A 19,805-nucleotide genomic window follows, 5' to 3' on the forward strand; every position below is an offset into this window, starting at 1 on the left:
CAGCGCGAATGAACTATTTCCAGATCTGTGCGCGCTGCGCGACGCGGATCGACGTCGGACCGCGTCCGCAGCAGTGGTGTCCGGTCTGCCGAGGGGTGTTGCTCTCGCCCGTGCCCGTGGGCCAGGTTCCTACCGGGGTGCGTCGCAACTTCCGCTGGGTCGCCTCGAGTCCCGTGCGCGCACGCCGCACGCGGGTCGTCCGGGCACCGTCGCCCACACCCCGCTACGACACGATGCCGACGTGGGGCCTGCCGGTCGTCGGCCGAGCGACGGTCGAACCTACCGAGAGCGCTGGGGACCGACTCGCGGGCCGCGTCACGTCGATGGTGAGCGTGGCGTTCTTCCTGTTCGTGGCCGCGGCGCTCGCGGAGTTCGCCCGGTACGCCGTGTTGTTGGTCAGCCGTGACTCGCTGATTCCGGCCGCCGTCCTCGCTCTGTCGGACGCCGCTGTCTGGTGCCTGTCCTTCCTGTCCGTGGGCGTGGGTCTGGTGGCCGCCGTCGCAAGCGTGGCGTGGCTCGTCCGTGCCCGGCGCAGCGCGTACGCAGATCGGGGCGAGGTGGATCCTCGACGACCACGCACCCTGTTCGCCGGATCGCTGATACCGCTGGTCAATCTCGTCGCCCCCGGTGTCTTCCTCACCGAACTGGCACGCGTGAGCTCGCAGCGATGGTCGCTCGAACGGGTGCTTCCCTGGTGGTGGACCGCGTGGATCGTCAACTGGCTCATGCTGGCGGCGACGCTCGCCTTCCGCGTCGCGGACGGTATCCAGGCCCGTGCCAACGGTGTGCTGGCAACTGCGCTCACCGACCTGGTCGCCGCCGGACTCGCGGCTCTGACACTGGTGCTGATCCGCCGATCCGACGGCCGCACCGTGCGCGGTGACGACAGAACGCTCACACGGTGGACGATCGCACCGGATCCGGTGGAGCTCACGCGATGAGCGTCCTGCCGCTCGTCGTCGCACACCGGGGAGCGTCGGGTGCACGGCCGGAGCACACCCTGGTCGCGTACGAGCAAGCTCTGCGGGAGGGTGCCGACGGCGTCGAGTGCGACGTGCGGTTGACCCGCGACGGCCGAGTCGTCTGCGTGCACGACCGGCGGATCGACCGGACGTCGTCGGGGTCGGGGATCGTCAGCACGCTGACCTACGACGCCCTGGCCGGGCACGACTACGGAACGGCCGACGACCCGGCGCAGGTGCTGCTGCTGTCGGATCTCATCGACGTCGTCATGTCGTGGAAGGCCAAACCCGCCAAGATCTTCATCGAGACCAAACACCCCGTCCGCTACGGCGGGTTGATCGAGAACGCCGTGCTGGCGGAACTCCACAGGTTCGGAATCGGGCGTCCGGGCTCGGCCTCGATGTCGCGAGCCGTCGTCATGTCCTTCGCTCCGACGGCGGTGTGGCGTGTCCGGCGCTCGGCCCCGATGTTGCCGACCGTGCTGTTGGGCACTGCGTCCCGGTACATCGGCGGCGGAGCCGCGACGACGGTCGGAGCCACCGCGGTGGGGCCGTCCATCAAGACGCTGCGCGAGCGACCGGCGATGGTCGATCACGCTGCGGCAGCCGGTCGCGCGACGTACTGCTGGACGGTGAACACCGAGGAGGACGTGCATCTGTGCCACGACCTCGGGGTCCGGTGGATCGCCACCGACCACCCCGGTCAGGCTCTTGCATGGTTGGACGACAGCCTCACCCGGTAGGTTCGACCATCGTGGGTAAGAAGAGCAAGAGAAACAGTGGTCCGAAGCCCGACAGCCGACGCGCCGAGCTGCTCGAACAGCGCCGCGTCGAGCGTGAGGCGTTGTCCTCCGCTCCCGTTCGGCCGTTCGAAGGCCTGGCGTTCGAATGCGACATGGTCGCCATGCGGGAGTTCGTAGCCTCCGCGACGGCAACGCTGCCCGTGACGGGGAGCGAGCGGCCGGTCACCCTGGCCACCGTTCTCCCGGGTGCCGTGGCCGCCTTGGTGCGTGACGACGAGAAGCAGGATGCCTTCGTCGCGATGCAGGTGCAGACGTTCTCCGAGGACCTGTCGGCCGATCTCGCCGCGGCCGTCGAATGGACCGCCGGTGCGACACCGGGAACGTCGTTGGCAGCGTCCGCGCCGTCGGAGACCACCGCGCGCCTGGTCGACCTGGTCGATGCCGGGTCGCCGCTGGAGATCACGGTGCACAAGGACTTCTCGTGGTGGATCCCCGAGGGGGCGAGCCCCGATCCCGAGGTCGACGCGACCATCGAGCGCGCGAACGGTGCGATTCTCCCGTCGGCACGGATCACCGCGGACGGTGTGTCCGCAGCATGGTGGGTCGACGCCGGGGACAAGGCGCACATCCGCTGGGTCCGTCCCGAGGACGAGGACCAGCTGATGATCGCCCTCGCACGCCTGCAGTCCGAGGGCGCGCTCCACGTGGGCGAGGGCTCGCGCTTCGCCGGGTCGTTCCGCACCCACGGGCTGCTGGTTCCGGTGTTCGACCTCGACCCGGAGGTCCACCCGGACGAATGGGCAACGGGCACAGCAGAACTGGGTAAGCGACTGGACGAGACACTGGCCGACACGTCGGAGCTCTCCTCCGAGCAGCGACGCGCCCGGGACGGCTTGCGCAGCCGTCAGGTCACTCTGCGCTGACCGTCAGGCGAGTCCCCCGGCGATCTTCGGCGCGTTGCCGCCGCCGCGGGACTCGCTGGTCATCTCTCTGGCGACGAAGTCCTCGATGTGGAAGAGGTTCTGCGCCGCGCGATCGACGATGGTCAGCAGTGTCGTCATCGCCGCCACTTCTTCGATCTGTTCGCCGAGGAACCACTGCATGAACTGCTCGCCGAGGTAGTCCCCGGTGTCGCGGGCGGTGCGGGCCAGCGTCGTGATCTGGTCGGTGACCTTCTTCTCCTGCTGCAAGGCGAGTTCCACCGGTTCGCGCACCGTGGCGAAGGTCGTGACGACGTCGTCCACTCCGGGAACCTGAACCTCGAGGTCGTTGTCGAGCAGGTACTGGATCATCATCATCGCGTGGCCGCGCTCTTCGTCCGCCTGCGCGTAGAACCTGGCCGCGAGCTGCGGTAGATCAGCACCGTCGAAGTACACCGCGATCGCGATGTACTGCTGCGACGCCGTGAACTCGTGGCGCACCTGTCGGCGCAGAAGTTCGTGGAATTCGCTGGTCCCTCGGTCGCGGCTCATGACGACACACGGTACTGGGTCGGGTGCCGGACGTGGGTCGCGTGTCGTGCGGCACCCTCGGCCCCGGTCCGCGATCTGCTCTCACCCAGCCCCGGCAGGTGGACAACTTACCGGCGAGTAAGAAAGTCTCTCCCCAACCCCGCTGCCCGACGCGAATTCCGCGTGACCTGCGCCGGGGCGGGGAGAGATGTCATGGAGCTGGACCGCAGGCAGTTTCTCCGCGCGATGGGTGTGGCAGGTCTCGTGGGGGCCGCCGGGATCGCGGCGCAGGGTTCGTCGGCGGCCGCGCCCGCACTCGACGGTGTCTACCGCACATTCGTTCCCGAGCTCTTCGCGCCGGTCGATCCCGCTCCCGAACATTCCGAGGCGCTGGTGGTGGGGTCCGGATTCGGCGCCGCCATCACCGCCGCACGTCTCGCGCGCGCCGGGGTGCAGGTGACCGTTCTCGAGCGGGGATCCCAGTGGCCGACCGACCCACGGCGGCAGATCTTCGCCAACGACTTCGCTCCGGACGGCCGAGCGTTCTGGCGGCGCGGCGGTCTCGCGCCACTGACCGGCCTGCCCATGGTGCCGACGGATCAGTTCGGTGGAGTCTTCGACGTCACCGAACACGGCACGATCGACGTCTGGTGCGGGGCCGTCGTCGGCGGCGGGTCGATGGTGTTCACCGGGGTGATGATCGAACCGGAGCGACGGTTCTTCGAGGAGATCTTCGGTGGCATCGTGTCGTACGACGAGATGAACTCGGTGTACTACCCGCGCGTCCGATCGGAACTGCGACTGTCCTCCATGCCGGACGACATCTACGAGTCGACACCGTTCACGCATTCGAGAGTGTGGGACCGCCAGGTGCGGCGCGCCGGCTACACCCCGGAGCGCATCGACGGCATCTGGGATTGGGACGTCGTCCGAGCCGAACTGTCGGGGCGCTCGCGGCCGTCCGCGGTGATCGGGGAATCCAACCTCGGTAACTCCAACGGTGCCAAATTCGACCTGAACCGCAACTATCTGGCCGCGGCGCGGGCCACGGGCCGCTGCACCGTCCACGCTCGCCACGAGGTGACCGCGATCGAGCGCGACTCCGGGGGAGAGTACGTGCTGACCGTGGATGTGCTCGATCCGTCGGCGCAGGTGATGTCGACGAGGACCCTCACGTGCGACGACCTCTTCCTCGGTGCCGGGTCCATGGGCACATCCAAGCTTCTGGTCCACGCACGGGACACCGGCCGCCTGCCCGATCTCAACGAACACGTCGGACAGGGATGGGGGACCAACGGTGACGCCGCGTTGGTGCGCGGCATGACCCCGGACGGGATCGGCTTCGTCCAGGCCTCACCGTCCGCATCGCGCATCTCCGACGATTCCGGCGCGCCCGTGACCCTGGAGAACTGGTACGTCCCCGGCTCGCCCGTGGACCTGACGCTGATCGGGTCGCTCGGCATGGTCATGGACTCGACGCGCGGATCGTTCGCCTGGGACGAGGCGACCCGTTCGGTGCGGCTCGACTGGCCCGAGAGCGGCAATCGAGCCGTCGAGGACGCACTGCGCCCGGTGCACGACAGGATCGCGCAGACTTCGGGTATCGGTGTCGGCTATCCGCTGTTGCGGGTACCGGACGTGAACACCTCGTTCACCGCACACCCGCTGGGCGGCGCGGTCATCGGACGTGCAACCGACGATCACGGCCGCGTCGTCGGCTACGACGGTCTCCACGTCGTCGACGGTGCGTTGGTCCCGGGCAGCACCGGCCGCGTGAACCCGTCGTTGACCATCAGCGCGCTCGCCGAGCGCAACATCGAGAGGATCATCTCCGATCGCTGAACTTCGGCCTATCGGTGACCTGCGGTCAGCCGCCGCCGATCAGATCCGGAGGCAACTGCTGATCGTTCGCCAGGAGGTCGAAGAACCGCGACGCCTTCTCGCGATCGGACAGCAGGACGTTGCCGGAGCCGTCGACGTCCTCGAAACCCGAGACCGGGATGGTCGTGGTCACCATCTCTCCGCGCAGAGCCCAGCCGAGGGACGCGAGGTTCCAGATGTGGTCGCCGTCGTCGACCTGCAGGGACCGCACGACACCGCGAACCAGGGGCACGGCGCGGAACGGGTTCAGGAACGTCGACGGGCCGGTCGCCTTCGACAGCAGCGACGACAGGAACAGTCGCTGGTTGTTCATCCGGTCGATGTCGGCCAGCGCCGTGGCCCGGCTCCGAACGAATCCGAGAGCCTGCGGTCCCGACAATTCCTGGCACCCCGGCCTGAGATCGATTCCCGCCAGCGGGTCGACGATGTCGTACGGGACGCAGATGTCGACGCCGCCGATCGCATCGACCATGTCCGCGAATCCGCCGAACCCGACCTCGGCGTAGTGGTCGATGTGCAGCCCGGTGACACCTTCCACCGTCTGCACCAGTAGTGGCGCACCGCCGAGGGAGAACGACGCGTTCAGCTTGTCCTCGCCGTTCCCGGGAATGGGTACGTACCAGTCACGCGGAAGGCTGACCATCGTCGTGGGCCCGCTGGACGGGATGTGGATGAGCAGGATCGTGTCCGTGCGGCCGGCGCCGATGTCGCCGCCGGTAGCGAGGGCCGCTTCCTGTTCCGGCGTCAGGCCCGTACGGCTGTCCGATCCGACGAGAAGCCAGTTCGTCCCTGGTGTGTCGCCGGGGCGTCCGTCGTAGTTCGCCAACGCGTCGACACGCGAGAGAGAGGTGTCCGCCCATACGGCTCCGCCCACGAGGAGAAGAAGGACGACCAGGAGCCCGATACCGATGCGTCGACCCCACCGTGGACGACGTCTGCGCTGCTGCGGTGGAGTGGGTGGAGGCGCGGGTGGACCGGTCCGCCGGGGCGGCGGCGGTGCGTATGCCCGCGGGTCCTGGCGGGGAGCGTCAGTCCGTCCCTGCTGCGGGACGGCCGACCAGGCGCGCGGATCCTGCTGGGGCGGATGGTGCCGGTCCGGTCGTTGCTGGCGGGTGTTGTCCGCCCAGGAAGGGGGCGTGCCGGCACGACGTCGGACGACGGGAGGCTGTTCCGGGCCCGGACGTCCCTGCCCCGTACGACTCGGTGGCGGCCGCCGCCGGGGGTCGTACGGAGGTTGCTGGCTCATCCGGCGACTCTAACCGGCCGGTCCGTCATCCCGGCAGCCATGAAACGTGGTCGCGCAGCGCGGCGAACCCCACGAAGGCGACGACATCGATCAGTGCGTGCGCGACGACGAGCGGCCACAGTCGGCCCGTGCGCTGGAAGTACTTGCCGAAGATCAGTCCCATGACGAGGTTGCCGACGCCGGCGCCGAAGCCCTGGTACAGGTGATAACTGCCCCGCAGCAGAGCCGATGCGATGAGCGACCTGTTCTCTCCCCAGCCCAGCGCGCGGAGCCGTGAGATGAGCCAGGCTACGACCAGGACCTCCTCGGCGACGGAATTCGCCACCGCCGACAGCGTCAGGGTGATCGGACGCCACCAGACGTCGTCGATGGTGCTGGGCAGGACGGTCACGTTCAGGTTCAGTGCGACGGCGGCGAGGTAGAACAGCAGTCCGGGGATGCCGATCAGGGCGGCGAGTCCGACGCCGTGCAGGATATGGGGCCGTAGCCGTGGTCGAGCGAATCCGATGGCCCGCGGCCCGATTCCGCTGCGCCACAACAGGTACAGGCCCAACGCGCCCCACGCGAACAGCCGGACGGCGCCGAGGATCTGCCGGAGGAAGTCGATCGGCCCCAGTGTCGACTGTGGAACGTTGATCGCCACGGTCTGCTGGGACAGAGCGCCCTGTTCCATCGCGCTCTCGATCAGCGACAGGATGCTGGACAGGCCGCTGAGTCCGAACGTGAACAGCAGGACGACGACGATCTCGATCCGGATCGACCGGGGCGACTCGGTGACAGGTGGCTTCTCCGGATTCACTCCGTCGATTGTGCCCGTCGATCGGTCAGTGGTGATCGCGCGCGCGGAGCCCGTTCATGAACGGGCAGCCTGCGAGCACGCGTAGCGCCTTGCTCAACTCGGTGACGTCGTCGACGGGGGAGGCGAAGGGGATGCGGACGTCGTGGTCGTCGGACGGACCTTCGACTCGGATGCCGACGCCGTAGCGGTCGATGCTGAGGGGGCGGGGCCGGCCCGTGCGCAGTGACGGCGGGAGGCGTCGCGCGATCTGGTGCACCATGTCGGAGTGGTCGCTGTCCAGATGCTGCAGCCATCCGCCTTCCACCTCCCAGAACGGGTCGGGCTCGGCTGCCATCAGGTCTCGGACGGACAGCGGTTCGGCGCCCGTGGCGTCAGCGACGACGACCGATTCCAGGATCAGGCGCAGCAGGACACCGCTGTGTCCGACGTCGAGAAGCCCCGCGTGCGGGTACTGCGACGCGACGGCTGCTGCCACGGCGCGCTCGGCGTTGTCGGGGACACGGCGCAGCTCGCCACTGAGCCAGACCAGCGAACGCACGGGTTCTCGCAGGTCGAGGGGCGCGTGGTCGGTGAGCTCGAGGACGGCCGGAACCCCGGCCGAACCCGCCTGGAATGTCACGGCGCCGACGGTGCTGTCCGCGGGCACGACCATGACGATCTCGCCGGGCGAGCGCAGGAAGTGCATCGTGGTGGCGACCGGGGCGCTTCCCTCCACTGCGAGCACCGTGTGTTCGGCGCGCAGGCACACGCTTCGGACGCGCTCGGCAGTGGACGGGACGGTGGTGACGACACCGTTCATGACGGCCCCCTCGGTCTGTGCGGTCGAACTCGGATGTACTTAGGTAAGGGTTAGCTAAGCAGCCGCGGCGCGAGTGCGCAAGACGAAGAAACTAGACTGACCGCGTGCCCACGATGCTGACCCTGGGTGTCCGCCCACGCCGAGACCCCGAGGCTCTGTTCGCCGGGCTCCTCGTCGCCACCGCCCCGAACGTCCCGGCCGAGCCGCATTCCATGATCGGGTCGACCTGCATCGCGGCCAGTGCGGTCGGCGCATCGGACGACGTCTCGGACAAGGTCGTCACTCTCGACATCGCTCCGTCGCTCTCACCCCCGCCCGCCCGTGCGTACCTGGTGCATGCGACCGGCGAGCAACTCGACGACGCGATCGCGCTGGACACCGGGTCACCCCTCGTCGTGTTCTGCTCGGGCGGTGACGTCGTGGAGACGACGGCGACAATCGATCGCGCGGGTCATCACACGGGTATCGACTTCGGCGCCGACGAGGACGTGGTCGCAGATTCGCTGGCTGTCGTCGCCCATGCCGAGCACGGGTTCTTCGCCGCAGCATCCGACGCGGCCGGAGTGCTCGCCGTTCTCGCAGGCACGGTCGCCGCTCTGCGCGGCGACGACGTCCGCGCCGCGTTGCGCGCACCGGACCTGCAGAAACTCGTCTCACTCCATCCCGATGCCGCCGCGGCGACCCGCGGTGTCCTGCTCGGCATCCTGGTCCCCGACGCACCGGGTATCGCCGCCACTCTCACCGAGCGCGTCGCCGACGCCCGGCACGAAGGCTAGACACGTGCGGAGTGTCGAGAACGGGCCTCCCACCACACGGAACGCGTAGCGTGGCGCACGTGCGTATCGCCTATTTCGGACCGTCGGGAACGTTCACGGAGATGGCCCTGGCCAAGCTCGAGGGGGACGGCGTGTTGGGCGACGACGTCGAACGCGTCAGTGCGTCCAGTCCGCCCGCGACCCTGGACCTCGTGCGGTCGGGCGATGTCGACGGTGCCGTCGTGCCCATCGAGAACTCGGTACAGGGGTCCGTTCCACCCACCCTCGACGCGCTGGCGACGGGTGACCGCCTGCAGATCATGGCGGAGACCGAACTCGACGTGTCCTTCACCATCGTCGCTCGCGCGGGAACGTCGCTGGCCGACGTGCGGACCGTCCGGGCCTACCCGCACGCGGCCGCCCAGGTGCAGCACTGGATCGCCTCGGCGATGCCCGACGCACAGGTCGAGTTCGCCTCGTCGAATGCCGCTGCGGCCGAGGATGTCTCACTGGGATTGGCGGACGCCGCCGTGTCCACCGGTCTGGCCGGCATACGGTTCGGTCTCGAGGTGCTGGCCGCGGACGTCGCCGATGTGCAGAACGCGCGCACGCGCTTCGTCTACGTCACTCGTCCCTGCCCGCCGCCGGCGCCGACGGGTGCCGACCGCACCGCCGTCGTGCTCACTCCGCCGGACCGACCGGGCACCCTGGTGTCGGCGCTCGCCGAGTTCAGCACCCGTGACATCGACCTGACGTTCATCGAATCACGGCCGCTGCGAACACATCTGGGTACCTACCGCTTCTACATCGACTGTGTCGGACACATCGACGATGTGGCGGTCGCGGACGCCCTGCGCGTACTCCACACCAAGGCCGATGCGCGCTTCCTGGGATCGTGGCCGAGCGCACACGTCGCTGCTGCCGCGAACCGTCATACCGACGACGTGGGTGGTCACGACTGGGTCGACGCACTGCGACGGGGAGACCGGTGAGCGGGCGACTCGTTCTCGTTCGGCACGGCCAGACGCACTCGAACGTCGCGCGCAGGCTCGACACACGCCCGCCCGGTGCGGATCTGACGGAACTGGGTCACCGGCAAGCCCGCGAGTTCGCGAGCACTCTCGACGTGGAGCCCGCAGCCGTCGTCTCCTCGATCGCACTCCGAGCGCGACAGACCGCGCAGTACATCGCCGACGCGGCAGATGTGTCGCTGACGGTGCGTGACGGTCTGCAGGAAACGTTCGTCGGCGAGCTCGAGGACCGGAGCGCCGAGGAAGACCACGCGCGCTTCACCGAGGTCTACCGTTCCTGGCTGGACGGGGATCTCGACTCCCGGATCCCCGGTGGTGAGTCCGGCGCCGAGGTGCTCGCGCGGTACGTTCCGGTGCTCGACGAACTTCGGGCGACTCATCTGACGTCGGACTCGTCGACCGTGTTCGTGGTCAGCCACGGCGCGGCCATCCGGCTCGTCGCGGCGGTTCTCGCCGACATCGATCGCGATTTCGCGTCGGACAATCATCTGGACAACACGGGAACCGTCGAACTGGTTCCTGTCGAAGGTGATTCGCGCTGGGAGTGCGTTCGCTGGGGTACCTACACCCCGCCGTTCGAGACGAAGGGCAGCCGGACCCCCGACGACCCCATGGGCTGATGCCTCGGTGCGACCAGGTGATCCGGGGGAGACGACTCAGCTGTCGCAGCGCTGATCACTCCCCGCACTGCACTGGTCAACCGTGGCAGCGTGCCCGACGACAGCGTGGTCCAGGAGTGTCCGTCCGCGTCGGACGACGTGCTCGCCAGGATGCGGCCGGAGGGGCTGTCGTACACCGCCACGACAGGCCCCACTCGGACGGCCGGTCCCGAACCGTGCGTGAGTCCCACGATCTCGACGTGGCGGGTGCACTGCGGAACGAGCACCGAAAGCCGTTCCGCGACAAGATCGGTCGAGTCGTGCACCGTGTCGAGCAGTTCGCCCTGCAGCGTGCCCAGCGCGGAGACGAGCGTCCTCGCCGAGTCGCCGTGCCCGGCATCGAAGGTCATCGAACCGCCGGAGCTGGTTACCCACACGGACACGCCGGTGTGGTTGCCGCACAGGCTGTATCGCGGCTCCGCACCGTTGCCGGGATGCGAGACGACGCGTACCTCGACCGACCATGAGGGCGACGTGACGGTCGTGAGCACGCCGAGCAGGCGACGCTGCACTGCACCGGTCGGTGTCAGCAGTCCGCGCACAGCGAGGCCGGCTCCGTCCCCGACGCCCGGAGGGGTCGGGCCGAGAACGGTAGGAAGCGGGCCCAGACGGGCGTGGCCGAGGACGTAGTCCAGCTCGGCGATATCGAGGGTGATCGGTCCGTCGACATCGGGCCGACCACCGAGAACAGGTGCAGTCACGACCGCGCTCCGATGACCGCCGGGACGACCGGTACGCCGTCGTCGATCTCGACCACCGTCGTGGCGGATCGGCGGCTGGTCACCGTGTCCTCGTCGTGTCGGACACCGCCCGTCGGCAGTCCTGCGCCGAGACCCGCGCGGGACGACGATTCGCCGAGCACCGCGCTTTGGCCGCCGTCGCCGATGACCTCGTTCCCGATGACGCTCGACGTCGCGAACGCTGTGCGACCGGGGGACATTGCTCCCGCCGACACACCGGACATTCCCCCGGCGGACGACCACCCGGCCGGGCCGGTCGATGCCCCGTTGGGTGAGGGCATCGACGACATCCAGGATCCCGCCGTCGTCGACGGGCCGGGTGACGAACCCGAGGTCACCGCAGACACGAGGTGCGACGGAACCTGCTGAGCGATCGACGCCGCGTGCGTCGTGGCGGGCTCCCGCAGACCCTCGACGGTAGTCGCGAACACGTCGGGAGTTCGCTCCGACGTCACCGGGTCGGACCCGCGAGGCGCGAGGGAGTCGTCGCGTTCGCCTTCTTCCGGCCGTGCCGAGACGTCCTTGTCGGCGTGCGCGAGGACCGGCGTCACGGTCGGGCCGACGGGTGCTGTCACGGCTGTGACGATCTGCGGTGGAGCGTCGAACGCGGCGGGAAGTGCGAGGTGGGCCGAGGCCGCTTCGTACGACTCCATGACGAGTGCCGCGCGCACATCGAGGGCGGCATCGGCGGCGTCCGCGGCCTGCGCTGCACCGGTGAGCGCGCCGCCGACGGCGTAGGCGGTGGTACGGCCGGCTTTCACGGCGGCGATTTCCGGAATCGACGGCATGATCGCGAGTGCGGTGGTGACGGCGGCGGCCTGCGCTGTGGCCTGCGCCGAGACCGATGCGGCGTGCTCCGCCGCTGCCGTACTCCAAGCTACGAATGACGTGAGTCCGGCCGATGCCGCGCCGGCCGCATCCCCGCTCCAGGTGACGGCGAGTTCGGCGGTGACACGGGCGACCGTCGCGGCAGCATCGGCCACCGCGGCGGCGGCGCCGCCCCAGGCAGTACCGGCCGCCAGTAGTGGCACCGGACCGGCGCCGAGGGCCAACGCGGCGGAGTTGACGGTGGCAGTCCTGGGCAGCCAGAACACGCCGGTGGGTCCGGCGGTCATGCCGTGCCGCCGGCCGACAGTGCGGACGAGAAGGTGGAATCCACGATGTCGTATCCGGCCGCTTGAGCCCGCAACGCGGCGGCGGCCTCGTGCAGTTCCGCGACGGACGCCGCGACGGCGGTGTCGAAGGACTGCGCCGACAACAGGAAATATCGGGCAGCGAGCAGTGACACCTCGTCACTTCCCGACGGTGGGGGCCGCATCCCCACAGCCGCAGCGGTGACCGCCGCCGCCAGGCGCGCCGCCGCCGCATCGAGTTCGGCAGCGCCCGACAGCAGCGCCTCGGGATCGACGAACACATGGCCCGGCATGGAGGTCTCCGTTCACATCGCTTCTGATCTCGATGCTTGGACGCACGGACCGCCGGTTCGGTTCCGGGCCCGCCGAACGGTCTAGCCGAACCCCAGTTCGTGGAGCCGGTCGTCGTCGATACCGAAGTGATGCCCGATCTCGTGCGCCACCGTCACGGCGATCTCCCGGCGTGCATCGTCCTCGTCGGCGGCGATGTCGAGTATCGGGAGCCGGTAGATGGTGATGACGTCGGGAAGGTGACCGCTGTAGTCGAACCGCTCGGTCAACGCGACACCCTCGTACAGCCCCAGCAGGTCTTCCGTCGGATGCTCGTCCTCGACGAGAACCACGACGTTGGACATGAACGACGCCAGCTCGTCGGGGAGGGAGTCCAACGCGTCGCCGACGGCGTTGTCGAACTCGGCCTCGGTCATGGTGACGGGCACGTCACGCTCCGGGCAGAGGCGATGCTCCGGGCAGGGGAACGGGGAGGCTGCGGCCGTCGGGAACTGCAGGCGGAGGAACCGGAGCGGCACCGTCGATGGTGATGTCGCCCTTGGCCGACCCGACGATCGACGCGAAGCCGCCCGACTCGACCTCCTTGCCGATGGAGCAGCTGACCTTCTTGCTGCCCGCGAGCCAGCTCGATGCGTCGACGTTGTCCCAGAACAGGGTCAACGTCTTGTTGCGCAGCGCATCGGGGCTGCCGAGATAGGCATCGGAGGCCTGCGTACAGGTGGGTTCGAGGTACTTGTCCTGCTCTTCCACCGAGGGAAGCCCACCGGGGAACTGCGCGGCGAGGTCCACGACGGACACCACCTCGAAGGCGTGCGGCGCACTGCAGTCGATCGGATCGGTCGGAACACCGGCCTCGACCCCGACGCAGCTGCCGGTCTCCCAGACCATCGACTGGTCCTGGTCGGCGACACTCCCGGTCATGACCTGCAGGGCGCTGGTCGCGCCCGTCTGCTGGATGCCGCAGCGGATCGCACGCTCGCCGGCCGCCCAACCGGCCTGACTCGGGAACATCAGGCCCACCGAGTATTTGCCGGTGGGGTCGAAGCGACCGCCGGTGTAGTCCTGCACGGCGGTCTCGCAGTGCTCGTCGCGCAACGACGCGAACCTGGCGGCATCCGGGTAGGGCGCCCCCGTCGCGAACTCCGCGACCGGATAGACGCCGAGGTCGATCGTCTCCGCGACTTCGAAGCGGTGCGGTTGCGCGCACGTCACCTCGGCCAGATCCTGTCGGTCGGTGTCCGGGTCGTCCGTCGGGGTCCACTGCAGGCAATCTCCGGCGTCGGACGAGCCGAACGACGTCGTCGACGCCGTGCCGACCGTGCCCTGCGCGGACGGCGTCACCAGCTTCTCGCTGCGATCGAAGCCTCCCGAGACGCCGATCGTGATGGCTGCTGCTCCGATGGCGCCGATGGCGACCAGCGCGAGCAGGCGTCGAGCTTTCGATGCCTGGACGGTGCGCGGCTGGTCGGAAGTCTCGCCCGACGGCTCGGAAGTGTCGTCCGACGGCTCGGGGGCGGGCGCATCGGTCGTCGCCGGGACCGGGGTGGTCTCGGCGTCGTCCGTATCGGACGCGCTCACGGTGGGGTCATCGGGCGTGGAAGACATCGACTCCATCATGCCTGCCGGTAGGTTCGGACGGTATGAGTGGTGCGATTCCTGACGACGCGGGCCTCGAAGCAGGCATCGAGGAGCTCGCGACGCGCGTGTTCGACATGGCCCGCGGTGGTGACGCCGCGGCGCTGGCCGCCTACGTCGACGCCGGCGTTCCGGTGAACCTCACGAACGATTCCGGCGACACGCTGGTCATGTTGTCGGCCTATCACGGGCACGCCGATGCGGTGATCGCTCTGGCCCACCGCGGCGCCGATGTGAACCGACCCAACGACAAGGGCCAGACACCGATCGCGGGGGCCGTCTTCAAGGGCGAGGACGACGTCGTCCGTGCGCTCGTCGACGCCGGCGCCGATCCGCACGCGGGCCACCCGACCGCCGTCGACGCCGCCCGGATGTTCGGTCGCGAGGACTACCTGGTCATCCTCGGAGTCGGCTGAGCGTCCGACCCCAGTAGGCTCACTCCCCGTGATCGACCTCAGAGTTGTCCGCGAGGACCCCGACGCCGTCCGCCAGTCGCAGCGCACCCGGGGCGAAGACCCGTCCCTGGTCGACGCGCTTCTCGACGCCGACGCCTCCCGCCGCGCCGCGGTGCTGGCCGCGGACAACCTGCGTGCCGAGCAGAAGGCGCTGGGCAAGAAGGTGGGCAAGGCCTCGCCCGAGGAGCGGCAGGAACTGCTGAAGGGCGCATCGGAGCTGTCGGCACGAGTCAAGGACGCCGAAGCCGCGCAGAACGCTGCCGACGCCGATCTCGACGCGGCGCACCGTGCGATCTCGAACATCGTGCAGGACGGAGCTCCCGCCGGTGGCGAGGACGACTTCGTGACCCTCGAGACCATCGGGGATATCCCCACCATCGAGAACCCGAAGGACCACCTCGAGCTCGGTGAGTCACTCGGCATCATCGACATGGAGCGCGGCGCGAAGGTGTCCGGCGCCCGGTTCTACTTCCTGACCGGGTACGGCGCGCTGCTGCAGCTCGGACTGTTGCAGTTGGCCGCGCAGCGGGCCGTCGCCAACGGTTTCACCATGGTCATCCCGCCCGTCCTGGTCCGTCCGGAGATCATGGCCGGAACCGGTTTCCTGGGCGCGCACTCGTCGGAGATCTATCACCTGGACGACGACGACCTCTACCTCGTCGGTACCTCGGAAGTACCGCTGGCCGGCTACCACTCGGGCGAGATCATCGATCTGAACTCGGGACCCAAGCGCTACGCGGGATGGTCGTCCTGCTTCCGTCGTGAAGCGGGGAGCTACGGCAAGGACACCCGCGGCATCATCCGCGTCCACCAGTTCGACAAGGTCGAGATGTTCGTCTACACCCGTCCCGAGGACGCGGATGCCGAGCACCAGCGACTGCTCGGCTGGGAGAAGGAAATGCTCGCCGCGGTGGAGCTTCCGTACCGCGTGATCGACACTGCCGGCGGTGACCTCGGTTCGTCGGCCGCGCGCAAGTTCGACTGCGAGGCATGGCTTCCCACCCAGAACACCTACCGCGAGCTCACGTCCACCTCGAACTGCACCACGTTCCAGGCGCGTCGACTCGGTGTGCGGTACCGGGACGAGAACGGCAAGCCGCAGACGGCCGCGACGCTCAACGGCACCCTGGCGACGACTCGGTGGATCTCCGCGATTCTCGAGAACCACCAGCAGCCCGACGGCAGCGTCAAGATCCCGGCTGCGCTCGTACCGTTCGTCGGCACCGACGTCCTGCGTCCGCCGACTTCATAGCCGTACCGCACGTGAACGCACCCGATCGTGACTGGATCTGCCATTTTGCAGGTTTCCGATCGATCGGGTGCGCTGACGTGCATCATGAGGCCGAGAATCAGCAGTGCGGGTTCGCTACTCGTCGCGTGTCGGTGGTTCGGTGACCAGGACGTCGTCCGCCGGTAGCGGGACGGCGAGTTCCACCATCCGCTCCGGATACGACGGGTAGGCGGGACGGATCCAGACCTTGGTGTCGTCCAATTGCGTCATGACCATCCGACGCCACTGCCATTCCGGTGTCGCACGCCGGAGATCCAGCTCGCTGACCAGCGGTAACGGCGCACGCGCCCAGTAGGGTACGGACAGCGAACTCAGCCCGCGCGCTTCGAGAACGTCGATTGCCGCCTCGAGCTGCACGTCTTCGGCGATCACGTGGCCGACAGGGTTGACGGCGTCCACGAGTTCGCCGTCGTCGCGAGCCATGTCGGAGACGGTCCACCCCACGAGCTCCCCGTCCGATGCTCTGGTCACGGGGAGTCGGCTACGCCACCGGTCGATATCCACTTCCTCGACGGTACCGATGTCCGCGTCGGCTCACGATTCCCAGGACCGCGCCAACTTCCGTGCCGAGGCGACGATCGCGCGTGCCTCGTTCCGGTCGACGCGTGCCTGCAGAAGTGCGCCCGAGCTCATCGTCACCAGGATGCGAGCTCGATTCTCGGGATCGTCGTCACCCCGGTTCACCAGGGCGTCGGTGACGGCATCGGTCAGTCGCCGACGGTAGGCGTCGACGACGGCGGCGAGGGTGTCGTCGTGCGCGGCGGATCCCGCAGCAGTGTTGACCAGAAGGCAGCCGCGACGTGGTGCGTCGGCATCGAGGACGTCGAGTTCCGAGTCGATCGACGCGAAGTAGGCGTCCAGACCGTCGTCGGTCCGCAACAGGTCGAGTCGCGGCGCCACCACCGTGTCCAGATAATCCTGCACCGCTGCGTCGAACATGCCGCGCTTGCTGGTGAACGCGTGATAGATGCTGGACCGGGACAGGCCGGTCGCTGCCTCGAGTTCGGGTAGGGACGCGCCTTCGAAGCCTCTGTGCCAGAACACGTCTCGCGCAGCAGTGATCACCCGCTCGGCGTCGAACGTCGCTCTCCTACCCATCTGTCACCCTTCGTCGGTGAGGCGTACGGTATTTAGTGTACCGAACGATCCACAAAAGGAGCATCGACGTGAAAAGCACCCAGATCCAGCTCGTGTCCCGCCCCACCGGGTGGCCTACTGCCGACAACTTCCGGTCGGTCACAGTCGACCTTCCAGACCTCGAGCCGGGCCAGGTGCGGGTCGCGAACGACTTCATGTCGGTCGATCCGTACATGCGCGGTCGCATGAACGACGTCAAGTCGTACGTACCGCCCTTCGCTCTCCACGAGACGATGACCGGTGGCGCCGTCGGCCGAGTCCTCGAGAGCCGGTCGGACGACGTCGCTGTGGGGAGTGTCGTGGTGCATCAGCTGGGATGGCGTGACATCGCGCAGGGAGAAGCCTCGAATTTCCGTACGGTCCGTGAGATCGACGGCGTTCCCACCTCGGCCTACCTGGGAATCCTCGGTATGACGGCCCTGACCGCGTACGTCGGATTGCAGGACATCGCCCAGATGAAGCAGGGCGACACGGTGTTCGTGTCGGGCGCTGCCGGAGCAGTGGGAAGCGCGGTGGGCCAGATCGCCCGCATTCTCGGCGCCGGACGGGTCATCGGTTCTGCGGGATCGGCGGAGAAGGTCGACCTTCTGACCGGCAAGTACGGCTTCGACGCGGCGTTCGACTACAAGCGGGCCCCGGTTCGCGACCAGCTGCGCACAGCAGCTCCGGACGGCATCGACGTCTACTTCGACAACGTGGGTGGCGACCACCTCGAGGCCGCCTTGGATTCGTTCAAGGACGGCGGACGCGCTGCACTGTGCGGCGCGATCTCTGCCTACAACACCGTGGGGGCCACTCCCGGACCGGACAACATGTCGAACATCGTGACCCGAGGCCTCACGCTGCGCGGCTTCACGGTGGGCAACTTCTTCGACAGGTTCCCCGCCTTCGCCGAGGACATGACCGCATGGCTCACCGACGGCCGGATCAGCTACGACGAGACGGTCGTCGACGGGATCGAGCGTTCGGTCGACGCCTTCCTCGGCATGCTCCGAGGAGAGAACACCGGAAAGATGGTCGTACGGATCTCCGCTGCGCGGTAGCGCTACCGCTACGCTGCTGTTTGTGGAACCTGTCTATCGCACCATCATCGGCATCGCTCGCACGGTCTTCGCTGCTCAGGGCTTGAAGTTCGACGTGACCGGCGCGGAGAACATTCCCGCGCAGGGCGGTGCGGTGATAGCGGTGAACCACACCGGATATCTGGACTTCACCTACGCCGGCCTTCCCGCTCGTAAGCACAAGCGGTACATCCGGTTCATGGCGAAGAAAGAGGTCTTCGACAACTCGAAGTCGGGCCCGATCATGCGGGCGCTCAAGCACATTCCCGTGGATCGCGGCGCCGGCGCCGAGTCGTACAGGTCGGCAGTGGACGCACTCGCGCGCGGTGAACTGGTCGGCGTGTACCCGGAGGCGACCATCAGTCGAAGCTTCGAGATCAAGGACTTCAAGTCCGGAGCAGCTCGGATGGCGATCGAAGCCGGGGTCCCGATCATTCCCATGGTCATCTGGGGAGCTCAGCGTGTGTGGACCAAGGGGTTCCCGAAGCGTCTCGGCCGCACGAACACCCCGATCACCATCAGGGTGGGTGAGCCGATCGCAGCAGATACGTCCGCCGGCGAGCTGACCACACACCTGCGCACGACGATGCAGTCGATGCTCGCCGAGATCCAGAAGAACTACGAGCACCCCGCCGGTGAGTACTGGGTACCTGCCCGTCTCGGGGGGACAGCCCCGACCCTCGAGGAAGCCGACAAGTTGGATGCCGTCGACCTCGAGGCTCGGATGGCAGCGCGAGACGAGCGCAAGCGCGCCTCGGACTGACTAGCTGTTGGGGCCGGCGATCTCGAGCGCGATGTTGTCGGGATCCCGGAACTCGAGGATCGCCATGCCGGCGTCACCGAGATCCTTGACCGGCTCGTGAGCGATGCCGAGCTGGTCCAGGAGCGCAGCGGCGTCGTGCAGATCCTGCATGGAGGCGACGCTGAAGCTCAGATGATCGAGACCGGCGCGATCCTCGCCGAAGGTGTCGTCGCTCGGCGCGGTGGGACGAAGTCCGAGTAGACCGCCGGCGAACTTGTAGATGACACCGCCGAAGAGGAAGCCGAGGGCTTCCTTCGTCTCCGCGTCCGGGTTCGGCGGCAGCTCGAACGCCACCTCGAAGCCGAAGACATCGTCGTAGAACTTCTTCGATACCGCGATGTCACTGACCGTCAGGCGTACGTGGTTGTAGTCGACTGCTGCGATAGGCATGTGTTGCTCCGATTCCGATGCACCTGTCGACGCGACCGTCGAGCCGACGTGGGCGCACACACGGGGTATTCGTGGCCACGCATGGAAGCGATGTCCAGAGGATGTCGCAGAAGAATCGCCGCTGACCTGGCGATTTGCATCTCATGAATCACTCGCGTAACTTTCTTCGAGTCAGAGCGACACGGACACCGACCGAAGGCCTTCAGGGGCTGGGCGAACGAGGTGGGACGGAGTCGCATGGCCGATCGGACAGNGCGTAACTTTCTTCGAGTCAGAGCGACACGGACACCGACCGAAGGCCTTCAGGGGCTGGGCGAACGAGGTGGGACGGAGTCGCATGGCCGATCGGACAGAAAAGGTTCGTCTGCATCTCGTGTAGGCTGAGCGTACAGTCCAACTTCCTGATCCATGTGGTGCCTGGTGTTTGACTCGGGTGTCGCGGTGTGGTTAGGCTGGAACGGTTGCCCCGGATCCTCCCGCTGTGTGTGGGTGGTGGTGGTGTGTGCGTGTTCTTTGAGAACTCAACAGTGTGTCGATGAATGTC

Annotated in this window: 23 protein-coding genes; 11 read left to right on the forward strand and 12 right to left on the reverse strand. The window is 67.9% G+C overall.

What is annotated here, in order from left to right:
• Positions 1-8: 8 nt before the first annotated feature.
• From ASG64_RS15170 to ASG64_RS15180, 3 genes are read left to right on the forward strand one after another with little or no spacing between them, the layout of a single operon-like run.
• Entirely contained in the window at positions 9-941 is a 933-nt protein-coding gene (locus ASG64_RS15170; protein ID WP_056074257.1) for a DUF4328 domain-containing protein, read from the forward strand.
• Positions 938-1,705 carry a glycerophosphodiester phosphodiesterase family protein gene (locus tag ASG64_RS15175; RefSeq protein ID WP_042573578.1) on the forward strand — a complete coding sequence of 256 codons (768 nt, stop codon included), beginning with the start codon at positions 938-940 and terminating at the stop codon, positions 1,703-1,705. Before ASG64_RS15170 ends, ASG64_RS15175 begins: the two co-directional genes overlap by 4 nt.
• An 11-nt stretch (positions 1,706-1,716) precedes the next feature.
• A complete protein-coding gene (locus ASG64_RS15180) occupies positions 1,717-2,628 on the forward strand; it encodes a DUF5926 family protein (protein ID WP_042573534.1) in 912 nt (303 codons plus the stop codon).
• A 3-nt stretch (positions 2,629-2,631) separates the two neighbouring features.
• On the opposite strand, the gene ASG64_RS15185 is transcribed toward ASG64_RS15180, so the two are convergent.
• Entirely contained in the window at positions 2,632-3,177 is a 546-nt protein-coding gene (locus tag ASG64_RS15185) for a ferritin (protein ID WP_056074258.1), read from the reverse strand.
• A 192-nt stretch (positions 3,178-3,369) separates the two neighbouring features.
• Here ASG64_RS15185 and ASG64_RS15190 point away from each other — a divergent pair, with 192 nt between their 5' ends.
• Positions 3,370-4,998 carry a GMC oxidoreductase gene (locus tag ASG64_RS15190; protein WP_200933478.1) on the forward strand — a complete coding sequence of 543 codons (1,629 nt, stop codon included), beginning with the start codon at positions 3,370-3,372 and terminating at the stop codon, positions 4,996-4,998.
• 25 nt (positions 4,999-5,023) lie between these two features.
• Here the strand turns inward: ASG64_RS15190 and ASG64_RS15195 are convergent, their stop codons facing one another.
• From ASG64_RS15195 to ASG64_RS15205, 3 genes are read right to left on the reverse strand one after another with little or no spacing between them, the layout of a single operon-like run.
• Positions 5,024-6,283, reverse strand: a complete 1,260-nt coding sequence (locus ASG64_RS15195; protein ID WP_082518455.1) for an LCP family protein — start codon at positions 6,281-6,283, stop codon at positions 5,024-5,026.
• Positions 6,284-6,308: 25 nt separating this feature from the next.
• The gene (locus tag ASG64_RS15200) at positions 6,309-7,118 is read right to left on the reverse strand and encodes a CPBP family intramembrane glutamic endopeptidase (protein WP_442971156.1); all 810 of its coding nucleotides are present in this window, start codon (positions 7,116-7,118) and stop codon (positions 6,309-6,311) included.
• Positions 7,108-7,881 carry a DUF2470 domain-containing protein gene (locus tag ASG64_RS15205; protein WP_042573537.1) on the reverse strand — a complete coding sequence of 258 codons (774 nt, stop codon included), beginning with the start codon at positions 7,879-7,881 and terminating at the stop codon, positions 7,108-7,110. Before ASG64_RS15205 ends, ASG64_RS15200 begins: the two co-directional genes overlap by 11 nt.
• Positions 7,882-7,985: 104 nt before the next feature.
• Here ASG64_RS15205 and ASG64_RS15210 point away from each other — a divergent pair, with 104 nt between their 5' ends.
• The 3 genes from ASG64_RS15210 to ASG64_RS15220 are packed head-to-tail and all read left to right on the forward strand — an operon-like array spanning position 7,986 to position 10,287.
• Positions 7,986-8,657 (forward strand): hypothetical protein, encoded by a 672-nt coding sequence (locus tag ASG64_RS15210; protein ID WP_056074260.1) that lies wholly within the window; start codon positions 7,986-7,988, stop codon positions 8,655-8,657.
• Between the two features lie 59 nt (positions 8,658-8,716).
• Positions 8,717-9,628: a prephenate dehydratase gene (gene pheA, locus ASG64_RS15215; RefSeq protein ID WP_268793333.1), complete on the forward strand. Its 912-nt coding sequence runs from the start codon at positions 8,717-8,719 to the stop codon at positions 9,626-9,628.
• A complete protein-coding gene (locus tag ASG64_RS15220) occupies positions 9,625-10,287 on the forward strand; it encodes a histidine phosphatase family protein (protein WP_056074261.1) in 663 nt (220 codons plus the stop codon). Before pheA ends, ASG64_RS15220 begins: the two co-directional genes overlap by 4 nt.
• Here ASG64_RS15220 and ASG64_RS15225 read toward each other — a convergent pair.
• The 5 genes from ASG64_RS15225 to ASG64_RS15245 all read right to left on the reverse strand — a co-directional run bounded on the left by ASG64_RS15225 (position 10,230) and on the right by ASG64_RS15245 (position 14,068).
• Positions 10,230-11,027 carry an ESX secretion-associated protein EspG gene (locus ASG64_RS15225; RefSeq protein WP_056074262.1) on the reverse strand — a complete coding sequence of 266 codons (798 nt, stop codon included), beginning with the start codon at positions 11,025-11,027 and terminating at the stop codon, positions 10,230-10,232. The two genes, ASG64_RS15220 and ASG64_RS15225, sit on opposite strands and share 58 nt — an antisense overlap.
• A complete protein-coding gene (locus ASG64_RS15230) occupies positions 11,024-12,181 on the reverse strand; it encodes a PPE domain-containing protein (protein WP_056074263.1) in 1,158 nt (385 codons plus the stop codon). Before ASG64_RS15230 ends, ASG64_RS15225 begins: the two co-directional genes overlap by 4 nt.
• Positions 12,178-12,492: a PE domain-containing protein gene (locus ASG64_RS15235; protein WP_056074264.1), complete on the reverse strand. Its 315-nt coding sequence runs from the start codon at positions 12,490-12,492 to the stop codon at positions 12,178-12,180. Before ASG64_RS15235 ends, ASG64_RS15230 begins: the two co-directional genes overlap by 4 nt.
• A gap of 81 nt (positions 12,493-12,573) precedes the next feature.
• Positions 12,574-12,918 carry a metallopeptidase family protein gene (locus ASG64_RS15240; RefSeq protein WP_442970457.1) on the reverse strand — a complete coding sequence of 115 codons (345 nt, stop codon included), beginning with the start codon at positions 12,916-12,918 and terminating at the stop codon, positions 12,574-12,576.
• 1 nt (position 12,919) lies between these two features.
• Positions 12,920-14,068, reverse strand: coding sequence for a septum formation family protein (locus tag ASG64_RS15245; protein ID WP_442971143.1), 1,149 nt, complete (start codon positions 14,066-14,068; stop codon positions 12,920-12,922).
• A 62-nt stretch (positions 14,069-14,130) separates the two neighbouring features.
• On the opposite strand from ASG64_RS15245, the gene ASG64_RS15250 reads away from it, so the two are divergent.
• Both ASG64_RS15250 and serS read left to right on the forward strand, forming a co-directional pair.
• Positions 14,131-14,541: an ankyrin repeat domain-containing protein gene (locus ASG64_RS15250; protein ID WP_056074265.1), complete on the forward strand. Its 411-nt coding sequence runs from the start codon at positions 14,131-14,133 to the stop codon at positions 14,539-14,541.
• A gap of 28 nt (positions 14,542-14,569) precedes the next feature.
• Positions 14,570-15,832: a serine--tRNA ligase gene (gene serS / locus ASG64_RS15255; protein ID WP_056074266.1), complete on the forward strand. Its 1,263-nt coding sequence runs from the start codon at positions 14,570-14,572 to the stop codon at positions 15,830-15,832.
• Between the two features lie 114 nt (positions 15,833-15,946).
• Here the strand turns inward: serS and ASG64_RS15260 are convergent, their stop codons facing one another.
• On the reverse strand, positions 15,947-16,342 hold the full coding sequence (locus ASG64_RS15260; RefSeq protein ID WP_235579598.1) for a hypothetical protein: 396 nt from the start codon (positions 16,340-16,342) through the stop codon (positions 15,947-15,949).
• A gap of 63 nt (positions 16,343-16,405) precedes the next feature.
• On the reverse strand, positions 16,406-16,969 hold the full coding sequence (locus ASG64_RS15265) for a TetR/AcrR family transcriptional regulator (RefSeq protein ID WP_056074268.1): 564 nt from the start codon (positions 16,967-16,969) through the stop codon (positions 16,406-16,408).
• 62 nt (positions 16,970-17,031) lie between these two features.
• On the opposite strand from ASG64_RS15265, the gene ASG64_RS15270 reads away from it, so the two are divergent.
• Both ASG64_RS15270 and ASG64_RS15275 read left to right on the forward strand, forming a co-directional pair.
• On the forward strand, positions 17,032-18,051 hold the full coding sequence (locus ASG64_RS15270) for an NADP-dependent oxidoreductase (protein ID WP_156148808.1): 1,020 nt from the start codon (positions 17,032-17,034) through the stop codon (positions 18,049-18,051).
• A gap of 22 nt (positions 18,052-18,073) precedes the next feature.
• On the forward strand, positions 18,074-18,832 hold the full coding sequence (locus ASG64_RS15275; RefSeq protein WP_056074269.1) for a lysophospholipid acyltransferase family protein: 759 nt from the start codon (positions 18,074-18,076) through the stop codon (positions 18,830-18,832).
• Here the strand turns inward: ASG64_RS15275 and ASG64_RS15280 are convergent, their stop codons facing one another.
• Positions 18,833-19,261: a VOC family protein gene (locus ASG64_RS15280; protein ID WP_042573586.1), complete on the reverse strand. Its 429-nt coding sequence runs from the start codon at positions 19,259-19,261 to the stop codon at positions 18,833-18,835.
• Between the last annotated feature and the right edge of the window lie 544 nt (positions 19,262-19,805).

It is taken from the genome of Rhodococcus sp. Leaf247, assembly GCF_001426185.1.
Taxonomy (GTDB): Bacteria; Actinomycetota; Actinomycetes; order Mycobacteriales; family Mycobacteriaceae; genus Rhodococcoides.

Bases quoted from the DNA above. Each gene is read 5' to 3' on its own strand.
- ASG64_RS15280 (WP_042573586.1), bottom strand. From the start codon at position 19,261: ATGCCTATCGCAGCAGTCGACTACAACCACGTACGCCTGACGGTCAGT.
- ASG64_RS15205 (WP_042573537.1), bottom strand. From the start codon at position 7,881: ATGAACGGTGTCGTCACCACCGTCCCGTCCACTGCCGAGCGCGTCCGA.
- ASG64_RS15235 (WP_056074264.1), bottom strand. From the start codon at position 12,492: ATGCCGGGCCATGTGTTCGTCGATCCCGAGGCGCTGCTGTCGGGCGCT.
- ASG64_RS15170 (WP_056074257.1), top strand. From the start codon at position 9: ATGAACTATTTCCAGATCTGTGCGCGCTGCGCGACGCGGATCGACGTC.
- ASG64_RS15185 (WP_056074258.1), bottom strand. From the start codon at position 3,177: ATGAGCCGCGACCGAGGGACCAGCGAATTCCACGAACTTCTGCGCCGA.
- ASG64_RS15175 (WP_042573578.1), top strand. From the start codon at position 938: ATGAGCGTCCTGCCGCTCGTCGTCGCACACCGGGGAGCGTCGGGTGCA.
- ASG64_RS15265 (WP_056074268.1), bottom strand. From the start codon at position 16,969: ATGGGTAGGAGAGCGACGTTCGACGCCGAGCGGGTGATCACTGCTGCG.
- ASG64_RS15190 (WP_200933478.1), top strand. From the start codon at position 3,370: ATGGAGCTGGACCGCAGGCAGTTTCTCCGCGCGATGGGTGTGGCAGGT.
- ASG64_RS15250 (WP_056074265.1), top strand. From the start codon at position 14,131: ATGAGTGGTGCGATTCCTGACGACGCGGGCCTCGAAGCAGGCATCGAG.
- ASG64_RS15230 (WP_056074263.1), bottom strand. From the start codon at position 12,181: ATGACCGCCGGACCCACCGGCGTGTTCTGGCTGCCCAGGACTGCCACC.
- ASG64_RS15195 (WP_082518455.1), bottom strand. From the start codon at position 6,283: ATGAGCCAGCAACCTCCGTACGACCCCCGGCGGCGGCCGCCACCGAGT.